Genomic DNA, 22,546 nt, shown 5'->3' with positions numbered 1-22,546 from the left:
ATATGTTATAAAATATACAAACATGCTAACTTACGTCACTTAAATTAATTATTTTTTTGAAAATTAACTAGAGCATTGTATTAAAATCACATTATTTACAATTAATTTAATTATACAAAATGATATTCTTATAAGAGCGTGACGCCGTTACTTATTAACTCCTCTCCAAAAGCAAAAACTTACTGCAATTATCTTATAACCCAAAAATAGCTGTCTCACTTTGCTCATGAGACAGCTATTTTCCATAATATTCAATTACACAAAACTAACTTATTATTATATTTTCCCCTAAATACTGTCTCGATAGGAAGCCACTCGATTTCGACCATTCCGTTTTGCTCCTACATAAAGGGCTCGATCCGCATTTGCTATTAAACGTTGCACATCATTCGTATCTTCCGGGGCAGATGAAACACCGATACTTAGCGTAATATATATCGAAACTTCAGCTGGTTGATCATCTAACTCAGTAACAACTTTGTATGTTGTCAAAGCAGTTTTTTGACGGATTTCCTCAGCAAATATTAGTGCCTCTTCCTTTGTTGTATTAGGCATTAATATAACAAACTCTTCTCCACCATATCTAGCAAGTATCATATCATCTTCCACTAGAGATTGAAGCTGCTTTGCAAATGTTTTAATAATAATATTGCCACTTTCATGACCATACGTATCATTAATCACTTTAAAATAATCAATATCTAACATAATCAACGATACACTCTTCAACGAACCGTTATCGAATAAACGCGTCATTTCACTAATTCTCTCATCAATAAAGCGATAATTATATATATTCGTTAAAGCACAGCGCTCACTTTTTGAAATCGTATTTTCAATAAAGCGAATTCGTTCTAAAGATAGAACTAAATTTGTCGCTAGTAAATCGATTAAATTAATTTGAAACTGCTCGAATGCCTGGCTTTTTTTACTCCCTACAATTAAAGCTGCGACAACATGCTCATCACGTTTCAGAGGAATAATAGCAAGCGATTCCATAAACCGAAAAGGAAACGGACATTTTTCTAAAATCCATTGACGATGATTCGATAAGTAAATTACTTTACCAGTATTATAAACATCTGCTATATAATTTGATTCTTCATGTAAATATTGCACATTCGGTTCAGAGGTTCTGGCATATACTAGCTCAAAAAGCTCGTCCCTATCATGAATTAAATAAGCCTCATCTACTGAAACGATGTCAAATAGCTTATCCATAAATAAAGATAATGCTTGTTCCCTTGAATTTGAAACAGATAGTTTCTGGCTTAATTTCACTGCTAAATGTAAGTTTTCATTAACCATTAATGATGTATCAAGAGAACGCATAAGTGCTGATAAAGGTAAATAACACATTAAAGCAAAGAGGCTAGCTAGCGGGCTAATATTATGAATTAAATAATATAAAGCGATCATAAAAGGAATGGCAAATAACATGATTAATAATTCTTTTTTCACTTGGAAAGTATGTTTCACTCGGAAAAGACAGAGATTGACAAAGGCATAGCCTAATAAAACGAAAATTACTTGATTAAGAGTCGCGTAAAATACTACTTCTTTAAAGGATAATAACCCTACTTTCAAACCAGCCAAATACAAAATAATATAGGTAAAGAGTGGTAAAAAGAAAAAGTATAGCGAGTAAATAGGTAGTGTACGTAAATTTGCAACTTTTGTGTTCACACGCCATAAATAAGGGATTAATGCTATTTGATACAAAAATAGTTCAACGATAACCCCATAATTCATCATAATCGGAACAGTGAGCCATTGTATAATCAAAAATTTTCTATGACCGACCGAAACTGGCCAAAATGCCGCAATTATAGCTATTGTACAAAATGTTAAAAAAACGAATGGTGGAATAGGTACATGTATTGTATATTTTTCTACTACAATAAATGCAAGAAAAACTACACTAAACCAAACACTGAATAATACCCATCTAGTTTTCCCGAATTCAAGCATCTAATCCCCCCTAAGTGATACAAATTGCTTATATATTAAAATTATCATATCAACTCGATTTTAATCTGTCACTAAATGGGATTGAAAACTATCCTAAAGTTTTATTAAATTTCTCAATTCACTAATCAAATACAACGAGCCTGTTACAATCCTAATACCAGACCCCTCATTTTCTTTCCTGAAGTTTATTTCATCTATCTTTTTAACTACACATTCTACACCATTAGACATATTAAGCATTTTTTCAGCTTTTATCGCTCTTGGATTGTCGAAATCTACAAACGTAAACTTTTTGGCTACGCTTGATAAAATATACAATACTCCTTGAACATCTTTATCAGCTAACATTCCTATAATAAATTCTACTTTCTGATTTGGGAATATGCCTCTAATCGTTTGTACGAGCATTTCTGCGCTTGCAGGATTATGTGCGCCATCAAAATATAAATTAGGCAGTATTTCTTCAAACCGTCCCGGAACTTTCGCTCTGCGCACACCAAGACGAATAGCATCAAAATCTATAGGGATACGCAATGCTTCTGCCACTTCAAAAAATGAGGTAATAGCGAGTGCCATATTTTGCCCTTGATGCGGACCTTGTAGCTGCCGATATAAGCCGTCTATTACTATGCCCATTTCGTCATTACTATAAATAGTCTCTCCTTCTTTTTCTTTCACTTCAAAAATATCACCAAGCATAAGCAATGGCGCTTTTTTAGTAAAAGCTTCATGCTTTACTACTTTACAGGCTTCTTCTTGTAAGACCCCTGTCACAACAGGTTTGCCATTTTTTATAATACCCGCCTTATGTCCTGCAATACTTGTTAATGTATCTCCTAAAAAGTTCGTATGCTCAAGTGCAATACTAGGGATTATAGATACAATCGGTGTTACAACATTCGTACTATCTTCGCGACCGCCCATCCCAGCTTCTAGCAATACTACATCCACCTGTGTATTATTAAAATGCAAAATGGCCGCACATGTTAATAATTCAAAATCAGTAAGTAAGCTACTTAAATTTGCTTCTACCATTTGCTGAAACACATAGTCGAGCTCCTGCTTCATAATAGGCTCCCCGTTAACTTGGATTTGATCGTGCACATCTACAATACATGGCGACATGAACTTACCGACAGATAGGCCGTGCGCACGGGTAACTTGCTCTAAAAATGTAAGCGTTGACCCTTTGCCGTTCGTCCCCGCTAAATGTACAACAGCAAGGTGCTGTTCTGGATGACCGAGCAATTTTAACGCTTGTTTCATACTATCTAATCCCGGTTTAATCATATCATCACTTTTTAGCTGCCATCGTTCTTTATAGACATCAAATTTTGGAATCATTTTACCCCTCTTTTTTGTAGAAATGTTCGTACTTCACCTATAAAATAAAGTGAACCAGTAATTATTAGCAATTCATCTTCTTTTTGTGTTTCATATTTTTCGAGAATAAACGATTGCCAATTTCGTATAGCACGTTTTTCTTTATGATTACTTTGTTCAAATAATTGCTCTGCTTTTGCAGCACGCGGTAAATCTATTTCGGTAAAAATCATCTTCTTTGCGGCTTTATCCATCATCGCAATGCTAAGTCCATGATCCTTATCTTGCAATGCTGCATAAACAAATGTGTATGATTTATTCGGCTCAACTTGCGCCAAAGTTTCGAGAAGAGCAGCTGTCCCTTCTGAATTATGTGCACCATCTAAAATAATTTGCTCACCGAAACGCTCAAAGCGCCCCTGCCATTTTGCCTGTTTTAACGCCAATCGCAATTTTTTCTCATCCAGTTCCCCAAGAATAAGGGCAGCTGCTTTCATTGCGAGTGCCGCATTGTCCATTTGATGCGCCCCTTCCATTGCGAGCTCCAAATTTTTAATTTCTGCCCCATCATTATAATTAAATTGCCCATTTACTAAAGTTTCCACAAATATTTCTTCACTTAAAATATACAATTCGGAGTCTTTTTCATGAGCAACTTCTTTAATCACTTGTAACGCTTCTAAATTTTTTACACCTATTACCGCGGGCTTACCTTCTTTTATAATACCAGCTTTTTCATAAGCAATTTCAGCATATGTATTACCAAGCATATCGGTATGTTCTAATGAAATGGTCGTAATAACACTCACTTCTGGTGTAATAACATTTGTCGAATCAAGTCGTCCACCAATACCTGTTTCCATTAAAGCAATATCGACTTTTTCATGCGCAAAGTGTTGCAACGCTATAATTGTTACCATTTCAAAAAAACTAGGAAATTTACCGTCTAGCTGGTCTTGAACAATTAATGCAACATTATTTGCATAGCGTAAAAACTGTTCATCTGTAATTTCTGTTTTATTTATTGTCACACGTTCATTTGCGCGCTCTAAATGCGGAGATGTAAATGCTCCAACTGTCAGCCCGTGTGCCATTAATATTTCCCTTGTAGCATTTAATGTAGAGCCCTTCCCGTTCGAACCAGCAAAGTGAATAAACTTCGTATTACATTCAGGGTTGCCTAATGCATTTAATATTTTTTTCGCTGACTCTAGCGGCTCCCCTTTATACATACTTGCCTTTAACCCAAAAATAAACTGTGTACATTCTTCCATCGATTGAAACATTATCATCACTCCATTCAAAAAGAGGGCTCCCCCAAGTTGAGAGAACCCTGCTTTATTACATAGTTTTTAATTCTGTTAAACGTTTTTCAACCGTAGCATACTTTTCTTCGTAGTCTGCTAATTTTTCACGTTCTGCATTTACTAATGCTTCTGGTGCTTTTGAAACGAATTTTTCGTTTGACAGCTTACCAGAAACTAATTTAACCTCTTTTGCCCATTTTTCAAGCTCTTTTTCAAGACGAGCAATTTCTTCATCTACATTAATTAAGCCTGCAAGCGGTAAGAATAGTTCCGCACCTGACACAACCGCTGACATCGTTTGACCTGGAGCTTCAATTCCTTCCCCAATTACTAGTGTATCTGGGTTACAGAATTTTTCGATGTACGCTTTATTCGCTTCTAAAATACTTGCTGTCACAGCATCTTTCGCAGAAATATAAAGTGGCACTTTTTTGCTCATTGGTGTATTTACCTCAGCACGGATATTACGCACTGAACGTATAATATCCATAAGAAGTTTCATACTTTGCGCATCTTCCTCAAAGTTATAATTAGGATTTACAGTTGGCCATTCAGCTACTGTAATAGATTCACCTTTATGTGGTAAGTGCTGCCAAATTTCTTCTGTAATAAATGGCATGATTGGGTGTAATAAACGCATTGTTTGGTCTAATACATGTGCAAGCACTGAGCGCGTTGTTTTCTTCGCTGCTTCGTCTTCACCATACAGAGGTAGTTTCGCCATTTCAATATACCAAGAACAGAAATCATCCCAAATGAAATTATAAAGCTCACGACCAACTTCACCAAATTCGTATTTATCAGAAAGCGATGTTACACGGTCGATTGTTTCATTTAAGCGAGAAAGAATCCATTTATCTGCAACAGATAAATCACCTGTTAAATCGATTTCATCAAATGTTAAGCCTTCCATATTCATAAGAGCGAAACGAGACGCATTCCAAATTTTATTGGCAAAGTTCCAAGTAGCTTCTACCTTTTCTGTAGAATAACGTAAATCTTGGCCTGGTGATGATCCTGTAGCTAAGAAGTAACGTAACGAGTCTGCACCATATTTTTCAATGACTTCCATTGGGTCAACACCATTGCCTAGTGATTTACTCATTTTACGACCTTCTTCGTCACGTACTAAACCGTGGATAAGTACATCTTTGAATGGGCGTTCACCTGTAAATTCTTTTCCTTGGAAGATCATACGTGATACCCAGAAGAAAATAATATCATAACCTGTTACTAACGTATTCGTTGGGTAATAACGTTTAAATTCTTCATTATTTGTATCTGGCCAACCCATCGTCGAAAATGGCCATAACGCAGAAGAGAACCATGTGTCTAATACGTCTTCATCTTGTGTCCAGTTTTCTTTGTCGGCTGGCGCTTCTTTACCAACATATACTTCACCTGTTTCATTGTGGTACCAAGCTGGGATTTGGTGACCCCACCATAATTGACGAGAAATACACCAATCGTGAATGTTTTCCATCCAACGATTATATGTGTTTTCAAAACGGTTTGGTACGAAGTGTACTTTTTCATCTTCATTATCTTGGATTGATAGAGCTTGTTCCGCAAGAGGTCCCATTTTTACAAACCATTGTGCTGAAAGATAAGGCTCAACAACTGCACCTGATCGTTCAGAGTGGCCTACTTGGTGTACATGTGGCTCAATTTTGATTAAAACACCTTGCTCTTGTAAATCTTTAACGATTTGCTTACGGCATTCGAAGCGATCCATATTCGCATATTTGCCTGCTAAATCATTCATTGTCCCGTCTTCATTCATTACTAAAATACGTTCTAAGTTATGACGGTTACCTACTTCAAAGTCGTTCGGATCATGTGCTGGAGTCATTTTAACTACACCTGTACCGAATTCCATATCAACGTAATCATCAGCAACAATCGGGATTTCGCGGCCAACGATTGGCAGAATAACTGTTTTACCAATTAAATGCTTATAACGCACATCTTCTGGATGTACAGCAACACCAGAGTCTCCAAGCATTGTTTCGGGACGTGTAGTAGCAACTTGAAGCTTACCTGAACCATCCGCTAATGGGTATTCCATATGATAAAACGCGCCTTCAACTTCTTTATGAATTACTTCAATATCTGAAAGTGCTGTTTTTGCTGCTGGATCCCAGTTAATAATACGTTCACCGCGGTAGATTAACCCTTTTTCATACAATTTGATGAAAACTTCTTTTACAGCATCTGATAAACCTTCATCAAGTGTGAAACGTTCACGTGAATAATCTAATGCTAACCCTACTTTCGACCATTGCTGGCGAATATGACTAGCATACTCTTCTTTCCATTCCCATGTTTTTTCCAGAAATTTTTCGCGGCCTAAATCATAACGAGATACACCGTTTTCACGTAACTTTTCTTCAACCTTAGCTTGTGTAGCAATACCCGCGTGGTCCATACCTGGTAACCATAGTGCGTCATAACCTTGCATGCGCTTCATACGAATTAATATATCTTGTAATGTCGTGTCCCAAGCGTGACCTAAGTGTAGCTTTCCTGTTACATTCGGTGGTGGGATTACGATTGAGTATGGCTCTTTTCCACTTTCAGGCTGTGCTTCGAAAAATTTGCCTTGTAGCCACCACTCGTAGCGACCCGCTTCAATTGACTGTGGATCATATTTCGTTGGCATTGATAAATCTTGTTGTTCTGTCATAATGAATTCCTCCTTTTTTTAGAAAAGCGCAAGCGCCCTGTTTAGCCCCGACAAGCGCTGGAAGCCCCGAATCGAAAGCATCTTTTCCGCTTTCGACCGAGGGCAGACCGCGACCTCGAGGGGCTGGGCGCTGGAGCTAGACGCTGCTCGAACTCCAGAAATTTACGCTTCCTTTTTGTAAATAAAAAAACTCCTATCGTCTTATAAAAAGGACGAAGGAGTTTTAAGTTCGCGGTACCACCTTTAATTCCAGTAATGTGCTAAGTTAAGCGCTTGCTATATGAGAAAAGAATAATCATATGAGCGCAAAATAACTCACCTTTACTGGCTCTTAATTCGATAACGGTGTTTAACCGGCGTTTGCTACTATTAGTTCACAAAAACTGCTCTTAGGCTACTTTCAAATGGTTGCGTTGTAGAAACTTTTCAGCTACCGTTCCCTCTCTAACCAAGCAATATCATTTTACTCTTCCTCATCATGGCATCAAGTATTTAGATAGTACATATTGTATATAATTTAGTGAGGTTTTTCAAGCTTAAGTCTAAAATTGAAAGGATGTGCTGTTATGCGTAGGAAAAGTTATAATCCGTACTTATTACCGCCTTGGCTACGAAAGACTAGATTTTATTGTAAAACAATCATTATACCAATTACGGTGTTCCAAGGTGTTAGAACATTTTTATTCCCGACAACAGGCGATTTGATTCTCCTCATTCTTCTTTTAGTAATCACATATTTACTAACTACGGATATTATTTAAATTAGCATTGAACACACTATAAGTATCTGTCAAATCGGCAAAAAATTCATCTTGTAATGAGGGTTTGTGCACTTCTATTTGACTCAAGCTACTTTCTTGATATGCAACTGGCTCCTGCTGTACTACTTCTGGATGTACGACTGTATGTTGCACCTGTTCTTGGTGTTCAATAGTATGCTGCGCGGCTTGTTGTTTTACTGGCTCTTGGTGTTCAACTACTTGCTCCGCAACTTGTTGTTTTACTGGCTCTTGTTGCTTTACTGTCGGCTCATGTTGCGCGATTTCTAGTTGCAATGTTTCAATTACCTCTGCTTGAGGATCAGTATAATTGCACTGTACTTGCCACGTAAATTGACAGCTAGCAGCATCACTCGAAGTTTTTATATCATTTACTGCGAGTGTTATCGGACCAACTACTTTATCGCTCGGTAAATCTACATCCAGTGGCAATGCGTATTCAAAATAACCTGTCGATTGCTCAATATCGATATGCTCGATATAAGTTCCATCTACTTGTTCTACTTGCTGAACCGGATTAAACTGGACAGATGCCATTACATGATAAATACCAGATAAACGAATGGACTGACCGTCATCACTTTGCTCCCACTGAGGTGTAACTTGAACTGATACGACGTCTTCAATCGCACCTAGCCCTACCGGAAATGTGAATTGCTCTACCATATCCCATGTAATTGTTTTCATTGCTTCCCTCCTATACATACTAATGTATGTATAGACAAAAAAACTTATGAAACTGGCCAATTAAATACTAGGCTGGGACATAAGCGTGGTTTTTATGAAAAGCACGAACTATCTATACTAAAAATTTGATGTTCTTAATTGATTGGAGTGAAAGGACGACTCCTTCGGGAACAGCAATTTACTACCTGTTACGAAAGCATAGCGACAGTCGCACGAGTGAGAGACTACAGGCTAGAGCCGTGCCCCAGGAAAGAGTCCCCAGAACGGAAATCAATTATCTAAACGTAAAAAACCATCATTTTTCTCATTGGAAAAATGATGGTTTTTTATTTTGTCCCTGCCTCGGATATTTTTATTTTGCTAATTTCGCAAATACTGTATTAAACGCTTGCACAGTTTTTGCAATATGTTCCTCCGTATGTGCAGTTGAAATAAATAACCCTTCAAACTGAGACGGTGGTATGAAGATGCCTTCTTCAGCCATTAATTTAAAGTACTCAGCAAATAATTGTAAATCAGATGTTTTAGCTGATTCAAAATCTATAACTTCTTCATTTGTAAAGAAGAAACCAATCATAGAGCCAGCACGATTTACTGTATGCGGAATATTGTATTTCGTTGCAGCTTCTCGGAATCCTACTTCAAGTTGATCGCCTAGTTTGCGGAAATGCGCATAGGATTCTTTATCTAAACGAGATAATGTTTCGTATCCAGCAGTCATAGCAAGTGGATTACCCGATAAAGTTCCTGCTTGATAAATTGGTCCAGCAGGTGCTACTCGCTCCATAATTTCACGTTTACCACCGAAGGCTCCTACAGGAAGCCCGCCTCCGATTACTTTACCTAAGCAAGTAAGGTCCGGTCTAATACCGAAGTACTCTTGTGCACAGCCGTAGTCTACACGGAAGCCCGTCATAACTTCGTCAAAGATTAATACCGTGCCGTTTGCTTCTGTTAATTCGCGTAAGCCTTGTAGGAATCCTGGTTGTGGTGGCACAACACCCATATTCCCTGCAACAGGCTCTAAAATTACAGCAGCTAAATCGTCACCGTATTTTTCAAATACTAATTTCGCAGATTCTAAATCGTTATAAGCAACTGTTAATGTGTTTTTCGCAATATCTGCTGGTACACCAGGGCTATCAGGCAAACCTAAAGTTGCCACGCCAGAGCCTGCTTTAATAAGTAGTGAATCACCATGTCCGTGGTAAGAACCTTCGAATTTCAATATTTTGTCCCGACCAGTATAACCACGCGCCAAACGTAATGCCGACATTGTAGCTTCAGTACCAGATGATACGAAACGAATCATTTCAACAGACGGTAGACGGTCCAAAACTAGCTTTGCTAATTTATTTTCCGAAAGTGTCGGCGATCCAAAAGAAGCGCCCTTAGCTGCTTGCTTTGCAATTGCTTCTACTACTTCCGGATGTGTATGACCTAAAATTAGCGGCCCCCAAGATAATACGTAGTCGATATATTCATTGCCATCAATATCTTTAATAATCGCACCATGGCCAGATTCCATGAAAATCGGGTCCATATTTACTGATTTAAATGCACGAACCGGGCTGTTTACACCACCTGGCATTAAATCAATTGCTTCTACAAATGCTTGTTTAGAATTTTCATAAGAGCGCATATTATTTTCCCTCCAACCAGCGTGCCACATCTTTTGCGTGGTACGTAATAATTAAATCAGAACCTGCACGTTTCATGCCGAGTAAAGTTTCCATTACAACGGATTTTTCATCAATCCACCCATTAATTGCAGCCGCTTTTACCATCGCATATTCACCTGATACATTATACGCAACGATTGGTAACGGGAAGTTATTTTTTACATCACGAATAATATCTAAGTACGCAAGAGCTGGCTTAACGATCAAGAAATCAGCGCCTTCTTCAACATCCGATGTTGCTTCACGAATTGCTTCCATACGGTTTGATGGGTCCATTTGATATGTTTTACGATCACCAAATTGCGGTGCACCATCTGCTGCTTCGCGGAATGGACCGTAATAGCCAGAAGCATATTTTACTGCATAAGACATAATCGGAATATGCTCAAACCCTGCAGCATCTAAGCCTGCGCGGATAGCTGTAACGAAACCGTCCATCATATTTGAAGGTGCAATAATATCAGCACCTGCTTCTGCTTGAGAAATCGCAGTTTGTGCTAATAAATTTAATGAAGGATCATTTAAAATTTGTTCGCCTTCCACTACACCACAGTGACCGTGATCTGTATATTCACATAAGCAAGTATCTGCTACGACTAATAGCTGAGGGTGACGCTCCTTAATAAAGCGTGTAGCTTTTTGGACAATACCGTGATCGTGATATGCACCTGAACCAACTGCATCTTTTTCTGCAGGTAAGCCAAATAAAATAACAGCTGGAATGCCTAGTGCCACAACTTCGTCAATCTCTGCACCTAAATGATCTAATGAAAATTGGAATACGCCAGGCATTGATTGCACTTCATTTTTAATGTTTTCACCTTCAGCAACAAAGATTGGGTAAATTAAATCTTCTTTGTGTAAGTATGTTTCCTTCACCATTGCGCGCATTCCTGCACTATGACGTAAGCGACGGTGTCTTTGGAAATATAGTTCTGTCATGGTTAAAGTCCTCCAATAATTAAATGTTCAACAACAGCTTTCATCGTATACGTGTCCGGTTGTACATCGACCGTTGCACCGTAGCTTTTTAATTCAGCTGTCGTAATATGACCTATCGATGCAATCGTAATATAACTCCAATCAAAGTCGGGTACAATGTATTGTGCATAAACTTTCACAGCAGAAGGGCTAGCAAAAATGACAATTGGTTCTTCTTCCTGTATTAAGCTTTCCGCGAGTGCTTGTATATGTTTTGTCGATTCAACAGTTTCATATACTGTCCACTCATCACAAGCAAGAGCGTCTCGAATTGTTGTCTTTGCTAAGTTTCCGCGCAAAAACAGGCAACGGCCTTTGCCAGCAACTAGTGGAAATTCTTTAACAAATACGTCCGCACTAAAAATACTTGGCATAAATTCAACCGTAAAGCCACTGTTTTCAAGAGCTTTTGCTGTTTTTGTGCCAACTGCTGCAATTTTGCAAAGAAATGTATCTACATTTTGCTTTGCTCTATGTAGCTTCTTCACAAAACTTTCCACTGCGTTTTGACTTGTAAAAATAAGCCATTCGTATGATTTGCTATGCGCTAATTTTTCGGCATCATCTGCTGCAATACATTCCTGTACATCAATAAGTGGAAAGGATTTAACCTTACCACCATTCGCTTGTACAAGCTCCTCAATCGTTTGTACTTTTTGAGTGCCTGTCACATAAATAGTTTTCCGTGCAAGGGGCAAATCATTAAGCATTTTGCTCAGCCTTCACTTTTTGTATTAAGTCAAATGCTCCTTGTTTCGTTAAAATTTCTGCAACTTCTTTTCCGACCGCTACAGCATCTGTTCCTGTTACAGTTTCTTTATATGTAACTGAGGCATCAGGCGCTGCTACTAAACCAGTTAACGTAATTTCTTCACCATTTACCGTTGCAAACCCCGCAATTGGTACTTGGCATCCTCCGTCCATAGCTGCCAGGAAAGATCGCTCGGCATGTGCAGATTTCCAAGTAGCAGGATCTGTTAACTTAGCAAGCTCAGCTAACAATTCCGCATCATCAGAGCGACATTCAATCCCTAAAGAACCTTGTGCCACTGCTGGTAAACAAGTATCAATATTTAAGTATTCAGTAACAACTTCGTCACTCCAGCCAAGACGTTTTAGCCCTGCTGCCGCTAAAATAATCGCATCATATTCTTCAGTTTCTAACTTAGCTAAACGTGTATCAACGTTACCTCGAATCCATTTGATCTCTAGGTCAGGACGGACTTGTAAAAGTTGTGCACTACGTCGAAGTGAGCTTGTACCAATTACCGAACCTTTTGGAAGATCAGCAAATTTGACATGACCTTTCGAAATGAACGCATCACGCGCATCTTCACGTGGTGGAATACAGCCGATTACTAAGCCTTCTGGAAGTACTGCGGGCATATCTTTCATCGAATGTACAGCGAAGTCGATTTCTTTATCGTAAAGTGCTTGCTCAATTTCTTTCACGAACAAACCTTTACCTCCAACTTTTGATAGCTGTACATCTAATATTCGGTCGCCTTTTGTAACGATTTCTTTCACTTCAAATTCGAAAGGCACACCTGCAGCACGTAACTCATTAATAAACCAATTCGTTTGTGTAATTGCTAACTTACTTTTTCGTGAACCTACGATAATTTTTCTCACTATATCCCTACCTCTTTCGTTAATACCATAAATGGAAGTTTGATAATTTACTACCTAAGAAGAAATTAATGACAACGAATAAAAAAGTATAAATTTGTATCCAGGCATATGACGTTCCTACTAACTTTCCACTACGTTGTAATAATAAAATTGTAAGATAAATTACGGTTAAAATAAAAGAACCGATTATTTTTGCGTCAAAAACTGATAAGCCTTCTAATGATAAAAATGCCCAGCCTAAGCCGAGTACTAAACTTACAAATAATAAAGGTACACCAACTAAAATCGAATTGCTCATCCAGCTACTCGTTTGTTGTAAGCTCGGGAGTCTTGACCATAAATGGTGGAATTTCTTCTCTTTCAGCATGCGATATAAAATTAAATATAATACTGAAAAGACAAACGACAATGAAAACGCAGCATACGACACAATTGCAAAGCTAATATGAATAAATAGCATTTCCGAAATTAAAGAATCCCGAACAGGCTGAACAACATCATTCGGTGCAAATAAGTGAATTGTTACAAATATAAAACCTAGAACATTAATAAAAAATACTGGCAAATCAACGCGTGCAATACAATGAAGTACAATTGATAATGTAGTTAACAGCCATGCATAAAAGTATACACCTTCAAATAAGGACAATATCGGAAAACGATTTATTTCAAACATAAACCATACAAAATATATTGTTTGTAATACCCATACAATGGACACGAGCCAGAAAGCAATACGGCGCGCTCTTACACGCTTGTATAAATAATCGGTAAAGTAAAATACGAGACTAATTGCATATAATACGACCATCACTTCGTAAATTCTCGTCATTATTACTTCAGACATAGGCAACCCTTCTTTTATCATCCAAATAATTAGGCTACTTGCTTTTATAGCAAGAAAAAAGCGCCTTCAGTATCTATTAGTTTACCACACAGATACGAAAACGCTTCGTTTATTTTTGAAAGACATCTCTCGCTGCAAATAGAGCGAGATGACGTACTTTCTTATGCAGATAGCCTAAATTTACTACTTTCCTATCTGCTAGTTAAAATGACAACTCAGGTCGAATTGTTGCATCTTTTGGCTGTGCCTTTTTTTGTGTTTGTTGTACAACTTCTTCCTGCACATCTTCTATAATGCCGAAAATTGCTTGGAATAATTGTAATTGCTCATTCGCTTTTGAGGAATTAGCCATTTCTTTTGCTTGAAGAATCGGGTCCTTCAATAATTGATTAATGATTGATTTCGTATGCTTATTTAAAATATTGCGTTCACGCTCTGTTAAATCTGGCATTTTATTTTCGATACTAATCATCGTCTCTTCTTGAATACGATTCGCTTTTTTACGCAGTGCTGAAATCACTGGAACAACACCTAAAGTAGCAAACCATTCGTTAAACTGTATAACTTCCTGGCTAATTAAAGTCGTAATTTCGCTTGCAGCACGTTCACGCTCTGCTAAGTTCGCTTGTACGATGCCTTGTAAATCATCAATATCATAAAGGAAAATATTCGGTAAATCACCGATACGTGGGTCCAAGTCTCTTGGAACGGCAATATCTACCATGAATAATGGTTGTCCCTTACGAAGACTTGCTACATATTGCATAAGTTCATAGTCGATTACATATTCTGTCGAACCAGTAGAACTAATTAATATATCGGCTTCTAGTAAAGTACATTGTAATTCTTGCATTGATTTTGCATCGCCTTCAAATTTTGACGCAAGTGTTTGTGCTTTTTCAAACGTACGGTTAATGACCGTTACTTTCTCAACACCACTGCCGTATAAGTTTTGAATAGCAAGCTCACCCATTTTTCCAGCACCTAAAATCGCCACATGCTTGCGCTTTAATGAGCCGAATATCTTTTTCGCAAGTTCGACAGCTGCATACGAAACTGAAACTGCATTTTCTCCAATTGCTGTTTCATTATGTGCACGTTTCGCAAAAGTCACCGCTTGCTTAAATAGCTGATTGTATACAGTACCTGTTGTACCTACTTCTTGGCCTTGTAAAAAGCTCTTTTTAACTTGTCCTAAAATTTGTGTTTCACCAAGCACCATCGAATCAATACCCGCAGTTACTTTAAATAAATGATTGATTGAGTCATCTTCTTCACGAATAAATAAATGTGATTCAAATTGATCTATTGGTATGTTAAACCAGTTTGCTAAAAATTGCTTAATATAATAACGACCTGTATGTAATTGGTCGACAACCGCGTAAATTTCTGTTCGGTTACAAGTCGATACAATGACATTTTCCAAAATACTTTTCTGCTGTTGTAAAGCTGCCATTGCATTTGGTAAATCGCTTTCAATAAATGATAGCTTTTCACGTATTTCAACTGGCGCTGTTTTATAATTCAAGCCTACTACTAGTGTATGCATGAACCCCTCACACCTCACACGTTCTAATTCATACGTCCTATTGTAACATAAAAGAAAGCATTTCCACTGTTTTACATGTGAACATGCTATGAATGAATTTTTATTTTAGAATTATTATAAAGTAAGCTTAACAAATTCCGACAACATTTTCAATGTTACTTTAGTAAACAGTTTTAGCGAATAAGGAAAGCTGTATACTCTTGCTTTAAATTTTATTATTGCAAATAAAGCAGAACGCTACATACGCTCCTTGCGTTCTTCTATCTGATCAATGATGACATTTTTTAATCCTGGGATATTCATGTTAATATTCATATAGCACAACTCACTTTTCCTTTACTTGTTTCTCGTCAATTCAAGTATATAAAAAAGAGTGAGCTTGTCCTTTTTTTGTACGAAATTGTGTGTATACCCAAACAAATATTATAGAACCCTAATTTTTATGCTCAGTAGAAAAATGCCCATACAAAAAGCTAGTAGGACGCACCTACTAGCTTTTCTTCATTATAAATCTACTTGCTTTTCTACAATTAAATTTCCGTCTTTATCAAATGCACGGAAGAACACTTCATTATACAAGTCGAAACGGTCAAATTTCTTAATTGCTCGACTTGCTTTAAATACATTTTGACCTCGCGCAATTAAATCATAGTTCACATCTCCGCTATACGAGCTAAAGCGCACTTGCACTGCCTGAACATTTGTACAGTTTTGGCTAATTTCCGCTGTCATAATAACAGTTGAACGCGTAATGTCTACTGTCGCTGAATTGAATAAGCCCGCGCTTGTATCGCAGCTTGCGTCAGATACGAACTTAGCACATAAAATTGAGTCAACAATCGATTGGTATGCACTGTGTAATTTTTCTATTTCTGTTATATGGAAGCTTTGACCCCCTGTTTCAGAGGATAATTTCTTAAGCACTGGTAAATTCACATTTTTCGCATTTCCTACAGCAATTGTATAGATTTTAATATTAGCTTTTTTCGCTTTTTCAATCATACTATCTATTTTCGATTCAGTTGTTTTACCATCTGTTATTAAAATGATTGATTTCGCTGTTTTGCTATCTGTATCAAAATTATTTAATGCTACATCTAATGCTTTAGGTATATTAGTCCCTCTAGATCTCATATTTTCGTAATCTAGTAAACCAGTATTATTCACTATATTCGCTGCAGTTCCTTTGACAACCGAACCTGTATTAGAAGCGAAAGGAATGACTGTCGTATTATTTGCTCCGATTTGGCGAATTAATTGTTTTGTTTTTTCTGCTACATAATTATTCGGATCTAACTTTCGCATTGAACCCGATTGGTCTACAACAAACGAAACTTCTGTCGTAAGTGAACATACATTTTTATTGAATTTCGGATTAGTAAACACCGACTGTTTAACAGTTACACCTGTAATATCTTTTAACATATCTTTATAGCGTGGGTCGATATTAGATTTGATTAAAGTTGCCGTTGCTGTTGACTTACCGTACACGATCGAATCAAAATATCCAACAGCAGAGCCAGCATAGCCAGTTCCCGTATTGTAATCTGTAGTATTCGTATTAAATGATACAACTTTGCGTTGACCATTAAATTCTATTTCCACAGTTCCTTTATAATCTTTTATTACTTGACCACTCGGTGCTACAACGTTAACTATTACTTTTGTATATCGCTCCATGCCTTCTGGTCGGTCTACAATCTCTTGACTCTCTTTTAAACTATCAACTTTAGCATTATAACCATTTAAATTTCCGACTGTATCTTTATAGTTTTTCGCTAAATAGTCTTGGTCCGCCTTACTTAATGAATCAAAAATCGCTTTTACTGCTTTTACACTATCGTAGTGAACCATCGTTAAATCATTTGTGTTTTTCGGGAAATATGTTAACAAATGGACAACTAATGCATGAATTTTCGATTCAAATTGACTTGTAAAACTATCATCCATAACATCTTGTAAATTATATACCGCGCGTCCATCGCTATTAATAGTATAGTAAACATTCACTTTACCGTATCCGCCATTTCCTGCAGCATCACCATAAATCATACGATCTAAAATTTGCTCAAATAACCAAACTGAAATTGGTTGATTATCAATACGCAAATCAGCATTTTCATATTGTATAGCGTCGTCTCTTACACGCCCATTTACTACTTGCCCTGAACTTGTTGTGTAATTTTCCCATTTATATCCATCGAAAGTTAATTCATCAACATCGAAATCACGAACTTCAATTATACCATTAGGAGTGAATGGTACTGTTTGTTGAATTTGATTATTATCTGATTGAATAACTCCTACAGGTAAAGCTGGCAGAGGTTTAGGTCCCCCAACTACGTTACCACCATTCCAGTCTGGTTGATCCGGATCATATACTTCGTATGAAATACGCAATTCTGCTCGCGGCACGTAACGTAATTCTACCTCTATTTGGTGATTACGGTAGCTTGCATATTTTGGATCTGAAGTATCAACTAATTCAAATGTAATGACATCTTTTTCTGATTTTTTTAATGTTGGTGCAATAACATACGCATTCAGTTCTGGACCATCTGAGTAAATCGTTGTTGTACTACCTCCAGGATTTGACTGTGCATGTGAACCTGAAGTTGGTGGAGTTTCTACAATACGTGCCCCAACCTTAGATTTTACTTTAAATTGTAATGATGTATCATAAGGAATATCGTTTCCAAAGCTATCTTTTAATTTTATTTGTATTTGAGCTGCATCAATACCATTTGCAGTTAGTTCCTCATTAGATACATCAATGCTTTGGACAGCTTTAAACGCATCTGGATTATTAGAACTGCCGTTACCAGAAGTAGGTGGCGGTGTTAAATCCACTGTGCCATTTGAGCTTAAAAAGTTTAAAGGCAACGTAATTTTGCTATCGTCTTTTCCAGTTGGTGATGATGCTAAGCCTTCAACTGCAATACCACCATTTTTAGCTATGCGGTATAAAAATAATGCTAGATCACCACGTGTAATATTATTTTTCGGTGCATAGTCATCATATGTTTTTTTACCGTTCATCCCTTTAGTTATTTCATGTGTGTACAAATACTGTACTGCTTGAGGGTCTGATAAATCCAAACCATTCATCGCAGCATATAGTCGCGCAAAATGACCTCGCGAAATATTTGCAGTACGTTTATTATTATTTTTCGTACCGTATAGAGGAATATTTAGATCACCGTAATACGTATACAGCATATCGCTGCTATAACTAAAATTATAGTTTCGATCCAATTTTGCTAACATCGTTAACATTTGCAATTCTGTAACGGGTGTACTCGGTTGGAATTTCCCTCCCGTAAATAATTGCATTAATTCTTGGTCAACTGCCCATTTTGCAGCTGTATATTTTTCGCTATTTTTTTTAATATCAGTAATTTCATTTGTCGCGGCTTCAACTTGCTGTTTCAAAGGTGCCCATGTGGCAAACAACAACACCGCGCTTAATACTATGGCTATTGCTTTTTTTAATGTAGTCATGTAGCTGCTCCTCCTTATTCAAAGAACAAAATATCGTCGCGGTAGTTTTCTTTTAAATCGTTTTCTAAATATTCTAGGAAGCGAATTGTAATTAACGCAGATTGAGCGCGTGTTAAACGCTCTTTCGGATTAAATTTCCCTGTTACAGAATCACCTGTCATTAGCCCAAGCTCAGATACGACATAGACTGAATCACGTGCGTAATCTGAAATTTTATAATCGTCCTTGTAATCCGTACTGTAGCCTGGATCTGGTGCTTTTTCTTCAAGTCCTAATGCTCGTACTAAAATAGTCGCTGCTTGTTGGCGTGTTAAAAATCCTTCAGGGTCGAATGTAGTAGAAGAACTTCCTTTTATTACACCTTTATTTACGGCTGATTCTAAATAGTTATAATCTTTCGCTGTCCGTTTAACGTCTTTAAAAATGCTTTTAGTTCCTTTTTTCGTCGGCTCTTCATCTAATACACGCAAGTCAATTGCTTTACCTATAGCTACCGCAAAATCATAACGTTGCATCGGCGTATTTGGTGAGAAGAAATTAGATTGATCGTTAAAAATACCTAAAGAATATAATTTATTAATTGCATCCTTCGCTTGATGATTAGCTAAATCGCGAAATTTTGGTACTATTAAACGTTCAAGGCGCGGCATATTTTCGGTATCGATTGCAACTGTACCAGAGCTTTTTGGTAAATTATATGTGTATTCTGATATAGAATCTGCCGAACTAACGACAACATAGCCACCATAAAAGCTAGATAATGATGCATCGTTTTCTTCATAAGTTAGTGTGCGAGATTTTGAAGTTGACATTCGGTTTTTCACTGTACCGATTGAACCGTCTTCAAAGATCATTTCGTATTCTGTAATTTGTGTTTCTGTTGCACCCCAGAAGTTTTCGTATCCTTCATTACGGCTATCAACGTTTACGACAATTTCACCTGTTTGTTTACCGTTTGTAACAGTGTAAGTTTTTCGAGCAATCGCATTACCAGAAAAATAATCTGATGCAGGACGCTTATCTGTCACTGAACTTTGAGATAGCTGGTAATCTGACAATGTGTAAGTCGCTTTTCCAATTGTGATTTTCTCTGTATACTTCGTCACTTCTCCAGTAGCCGTACTTTGACCTATTTGATCATAGTTTGTTACATCAGATACGTATGTAAAATTACGTGTTAATTTTTCTCCACTCGGACCAGATAACGTAAATTTATAAGTCTCCGTTAACTTCCCCTTACTTTCCTTAATCGTAACAGATGCATTTTTACTATTCCCTGTAAATTTAATAGGTTTCCCCGTTAAAAATAACACTTCTTCATATGTCTTTTCATTTTTAATACCGCCATATAAATCAATGGTTTGAGCAGCAGTACGCTCAGGTACATAAAAGACTAATACGCTTAGAAATAGTACGAATATTAATGGCCATCTCAGAAATTCCTTCACGCTGTTAGATCCCTCTTTTCTTCTATATTTAAAAACGGAGATGGCATGTAGCGTATACTACATGCCTCATTCGTATTATTCATTTACTAAAATAACATGTGCATCAAACGTAGAGTTTGCAAAGATAACTACGCGATCAGATGCTTTTAATTCAGAAGCTTCAATTACTTTACCATTTTTAATAATCATCGTCTGTTCTAAATCAATATTTGTCAATGATCCCATATCAATCCACTCGCCATTTAACCACTGGCTTACATTTTTCACATTCAATAATGATGATGTTTGACCATTGCTCGTAATGTTACGCAAGTTTTGAATGCGACCTGTTAAGACAAGTTGCGCTTTCTTTTGCGAGGAGTCTAATACGTGCATTGCTTGAATATGGTTATCCTTTACATAGAAATAGCCGTATTCCGTTTCATATTCGATTAAATCCATATTCGGTACAACTGATAAAACACCGTTTCCAAAGTTGGCTACTGCGTTTGTGCTATTGCTATAAGACATCGTCGCTAGCGATTGAGGTACCCAGTAATTGTTTTCGATTTTTTCTAATTCATCTAACTCTACTAAATAATTGTCCATGTCAACAAATGCTAACTGACCAAAATACAGCCCGTGTGTCGCTAAGTTTGGCGATGTGAAACTATCATTTGTAATATTCACAACATGTGCATACTTACTGCTTGTACCACCATCAGCAATGACATATGCTGAACCGTAAGCAGTTAATGTGGATGGTTCTACTAATCGACCGTTGCGGATTAATATTGACCCATCATGGAAGTAGAGCTGACCTGCAGAACCTAAACGTAAGAAGTTTAATGATGGATTGACTGCTGATAATGGTTCATAATAGGTACGCTCGTTATTTTTTAGCACGACGATTTTCTTAACGACTTCTTGGCTAAATTGCTTTGTCGTAACATAATACATCTCACTGTTTTGATATTTTTTTAATTCATTTTTCGTAATTTTCTCGTTGCCTGCATAAATAGATGTATTGTTATTAAAGCTAAACGTGTTCATATCTGTTTTTGTAGAAGCGCCAAATAGCCAGTTTGTAAACGGCTGAGCATTTTGAACAGTAAATTTATTTGATGTAGCATTGACTGTTTGTAATTTCGCTTTATACACATTTTCAACTAGTACACCCGTTACGATAATTTCCATTTCAGAAATAACAGAAGTTGATGAGGATGCAAATTTTACTTTAACGCGGTCCCCTTCATAAAGTGCACTTAAATCATATGTAGATGACCCTTTAATATAATTCGTATTTTTATTTACGTAGAAATCCTTTTCTTTCGCGCCGTCTAGTTTAATTGTTACATATAAACCATTTGGGTCAATTTTTGTGACCGTACCATATTTTTGTTTGCTATTTGGCACGATAGCTCCTTGCTCTACATCTGAAACACCGCGCATTTCCTTAACTCTACGTAAATTTAATTGCACTGTCACTTCCATTCCAGCTTTAAAACCTTCGATCGTCGTTAAAGTATTATTAATATATAACTTCGCATTCGAATCGATATTGAAAGTAGATCGTTTTCCTTTACTATTTTCTAGCGTAACTTTACTTAGTGTTTTAGTAACAGTACCATCCTTCGCTACTGTTTCATTGTATGTAACGTTAACGAACATATATGTTGTAGCTGCCTGCGCTTGCTTACCTATTGGTAAAATAGAGAATAGCACAGCAATTGCTACAAAAATCATTGTTAGTCTTTTAAGCAATGATTTCTCCTCCTTCAAATTACTTCAAATAAAATTTATATGACTTTACTAACATATTTTTGATTTAACCGGAAACACTTGCTATGCAGTGTTTCCTTTTGCCATTAAATCGAAACGTCGATTGTATGTCCAGCTGTCGGATGCGGAGCGTCCAACATCTCAACTAATTGTTCCGTACTTTGTTCTTGAAAATCCATTGCTTGTTTCGTTACAGCTAACGATACATTTTGCATTAATTGCGATTGATGCATAGCGATTGATAATGCTGCGATATCCATAGTAGCACCTCCTACCTTTTTATCGGTCAAAAATTATTAACATCAAGGTTTTCTATCATTTTTCATAGGATAAATTATAGCATACAAAAAAAGGATATTACCGTTTTTTTCGTACAATACGATAAACGGTAA

The 22,546-nt window shown here is 37.0% G+C and carries 16 protein-coding genes and 1 other annotated feature; of the genes, 1 reads left to right on the top strand and 15 read right to left on the bottom strand.

Annotated elements, in window-relative coordinates:
* Positions 1–288: 288 nt before the first annotated feature.
* The 4 genes from AAFN87_RS01555 to AAFN87_RS01540 all read right to left on the bottom strand — a co-directional run bounded on the left by AAFN87_RS01555 (position 289) and on the right by AAFN87_RS01540 (position 7,287).
* A complete protein-coding gene (locus AAFN87_RS01555) occupies positions 289–1,971 on the bottom strand; it encodes a sensor domain-containing diguanylate cyclase (protein ID WP_347789227.1) in 1,683 nt (560 codons plus the stop codon).
* Between the two features lie 93 nt (positions 1,972–2,064).
* Positions 2,065–3,315: a bifunctional folylpolyglutamate synthase/dihydrofolate synthase gene (locus tag AAFN87_RS01550; RefSeq protein ID WP_347789226.1), complete on the bottom strand. Its 1,251-nt coding sequence runs from the start codon at positions 3,313–3,315 to the stop codon at positions 2,065–2,067.
* Positions 3,312–4,580, bottom strand: coding sequence for a bifunctional folylpolyglutamate synthase/dihydrofolate synthase (locus AAFN87_RS01545; protein ID WP_347789225.1), 1,269 nt, complete (start codon positions 4,578–4,580; stop codon positions 3,312–3,314). The genes AAFN87_RS01550 and AAFN87_RS01545 overlap by 4 nt, the downstream gene beginning before the upstream one ends.
* 55 nt (positions 4,581–4,635) lie before the next feature.
* The gene (locus AAFN87_RS01540; protein ID WP_347789224.1) at positions 4,636–7,287 is read right to left on the bottom strand and encodes a valine--tRNA ligase; all 2,652 of its coding nucleotides are present in this window, start codon (positions 7,285–7,287) and stop codon (positions 4,636–4,638) included.
* A 205-nt stretch (positions 7,288–7,492) separates the two neighbouring features.
* Positions 7,493–7,776 (bottom strand) — a binding site (T-box leader).
* Positions 7,777–7,853: 77 nt separating this feature from the next.
* On the opposite strand from AAFN87_RS01540, the gene AAFN87_RS01535 reads away from it, so the two are divergent.
* Positions 7,854–8,048, top strand: a complete 195-nt coding sequence (locus AAFN87_RS01535; protein ID WP_347789223.1) for a hypothetical protein — start codon at positions 7,854–7,856, stop codon at positions 8,046–8,048.
* Here the strand turns inward: AAFN87_RS01535 and AAFN87_RS01530 are convergent.
* The 11 genes from AAFN87_RS01530 to AAFN87_RS01480 form a co-directional block, all read right to left on the bottom strand.
* Positions 8,028–8,753: a hypothetical protein gene (locus AAFN87_RS01530; protein ID WP_347789222.1), complete on the bottom strand. Its 726-nt coding sequence runs from the start codon at positions 8,751–8,753 to the stop codon at positions 8,028–8,030. The genes AAFN87_RS01535 and AAFN87_RS01530 overlap by 21 nt on opposite strands.
* Before the next feature lie 352 nt (positions 8,754–9,105).
* Positions 9,106–10,395 carry a glutamate-1-semialdehyde 2,1-aminomutase gene (gene hemL, locus AAFN87_RS01525; protein ID WP_347789221.1) on the bottom strand — a complete coding sequence of 430 codons (1,290 nt, stop codon included), beginning with the start codon at positions 10,393–10,395 and terminating at the stop codon, positions 9,106–9,108.
* Between the two features lies 1 nt (position 10,396).
* Positions 10,397–11,377, bottom strand: a complete 981-nt coding sequence (gene hemB, locus AAFN87_RS01520; RefSeq protein WP_347789220.1) for a porphobilinogen synthase — start codon at positions 11,375–11,377, stop codon at positions 10,397–10,399.
* Positions 11,378–11,379: 2 nt separating this feature from the next.
* Positions 11,380–12,126 carry a uroporphyrinogen-III synthase gene (locus AAFN87_RS01515; RefSeq protein WP_347789219.1) on the bottom strand — a complete coding sequence of 249 codons (747 nt, stop codon included), beginning with the start codon at positions 12,124–12,126 and terminating at the stop codon, positions 11,380–11,382.
* The gene (hemC, locus tag AAFN87_RS01510) at positions 12,119–13,048 is read right to left on the bottom strand and encodes a hydroxymethylbilane synthase (protein WP_347789218.1); all 930 of its coding nucleotides are present in this window, start codon (positions 13,046–13,048) and stop codon (positions 12,119–12,121) included. The genes AAFN87_RS01515 and hemC overlap by 8 nt, the downstream gene beginning before the upstream one ends.
* A 19-nt stretch (positions 13,049–13,067) precedes the next feature.
* Positions 13,068–13,895, bottom strand: a complete 828-nt coding sequence (locus tag AAFN87_RS01505) for a cytochrome c biogenesis protein (RefSeq protein WP_347789217.1) — start codon at positions 13,893–13,895, stop codon at positions 13,068–13,070.
* A 202-nt stretch (positions 13,896–14,097) separates the two neighbouring features.
* The gene (hemA, locus tag AAFN87_RS01500; protein ID WP_347789216.1) at positions 14,098–15,444 is read right to left on the bottom strand and encodes a glutamyl-tRNA reductase; all 1,347 of its coding nucleotides are present in this window, start codon (positions 15,442–15,444) and stop codon (positions 14,098–14,100) included.
* 504 nt (positions 15,445–15,948) lie between these two features.
* A complete protein-coding gene (locus AAFN87_RS01495; protein ID WP_347789215.1) occupies positions 15,949–18,945 on the bottom strand; it encodes a VWA domain-containing protein in 2,997 nt (998 codons plus the stop codon).
* Between the two features lie 14 nt (positions 18,946–18,959).
* The gene (locus tag AAFN87_RS01490) at positions 18,960–20,393 is read right to left on the bottom strand and encodes an S-layer homology domain-containing protein (RefSeq protein ID WP_347789214.1); all 1,434 of its coding nucleotides are present in this window, start codon (positions 20,391–20,393) and stop codon (positions 18,960–18,962) included.
* A 75-nt stretch (positions 20,394–20,468) separates the two neighbouring features.
* On the bottom strand, positions 20,469–22,136 hold the full coding sequence (locus tag AAFN87_RS01485; protein WP_347789213.1) for a hypothetical protein: 1,668 nt from the start codon (positions 22,134–22,136) through the stop codon (positions 20,469–20,471).
* A 104-nt stretch (positions 22,137–22,240) separates the two neighbouring features.
* The gene (locus AAFN87_RS01480; protein ID WP_347789212.1) at positions 22,241–22,414 is read right to left on the bottom strand and encodes a YjfB family protein; all 174 of its coding nucleotides are present in this window, start codon (positions 22,412–22,414) and stop codon (positions 22,241–22,243) included.
* Positions 22,415–22,546: the final 132 nt, after the last annotated feature.

This window comes from Solibacillus sp. CAU 1738 (assembly GCF_039888725.1).
Lineage (GTDB): Bacteria > Bacillota > Bacilli > Bacillales_A > Planococcaceae > Metasolibacillus.
Note: the sequence above shows the minus strand (reverse complement) of the source record. Positions and strands in the feature narration are given on the sequence as shown.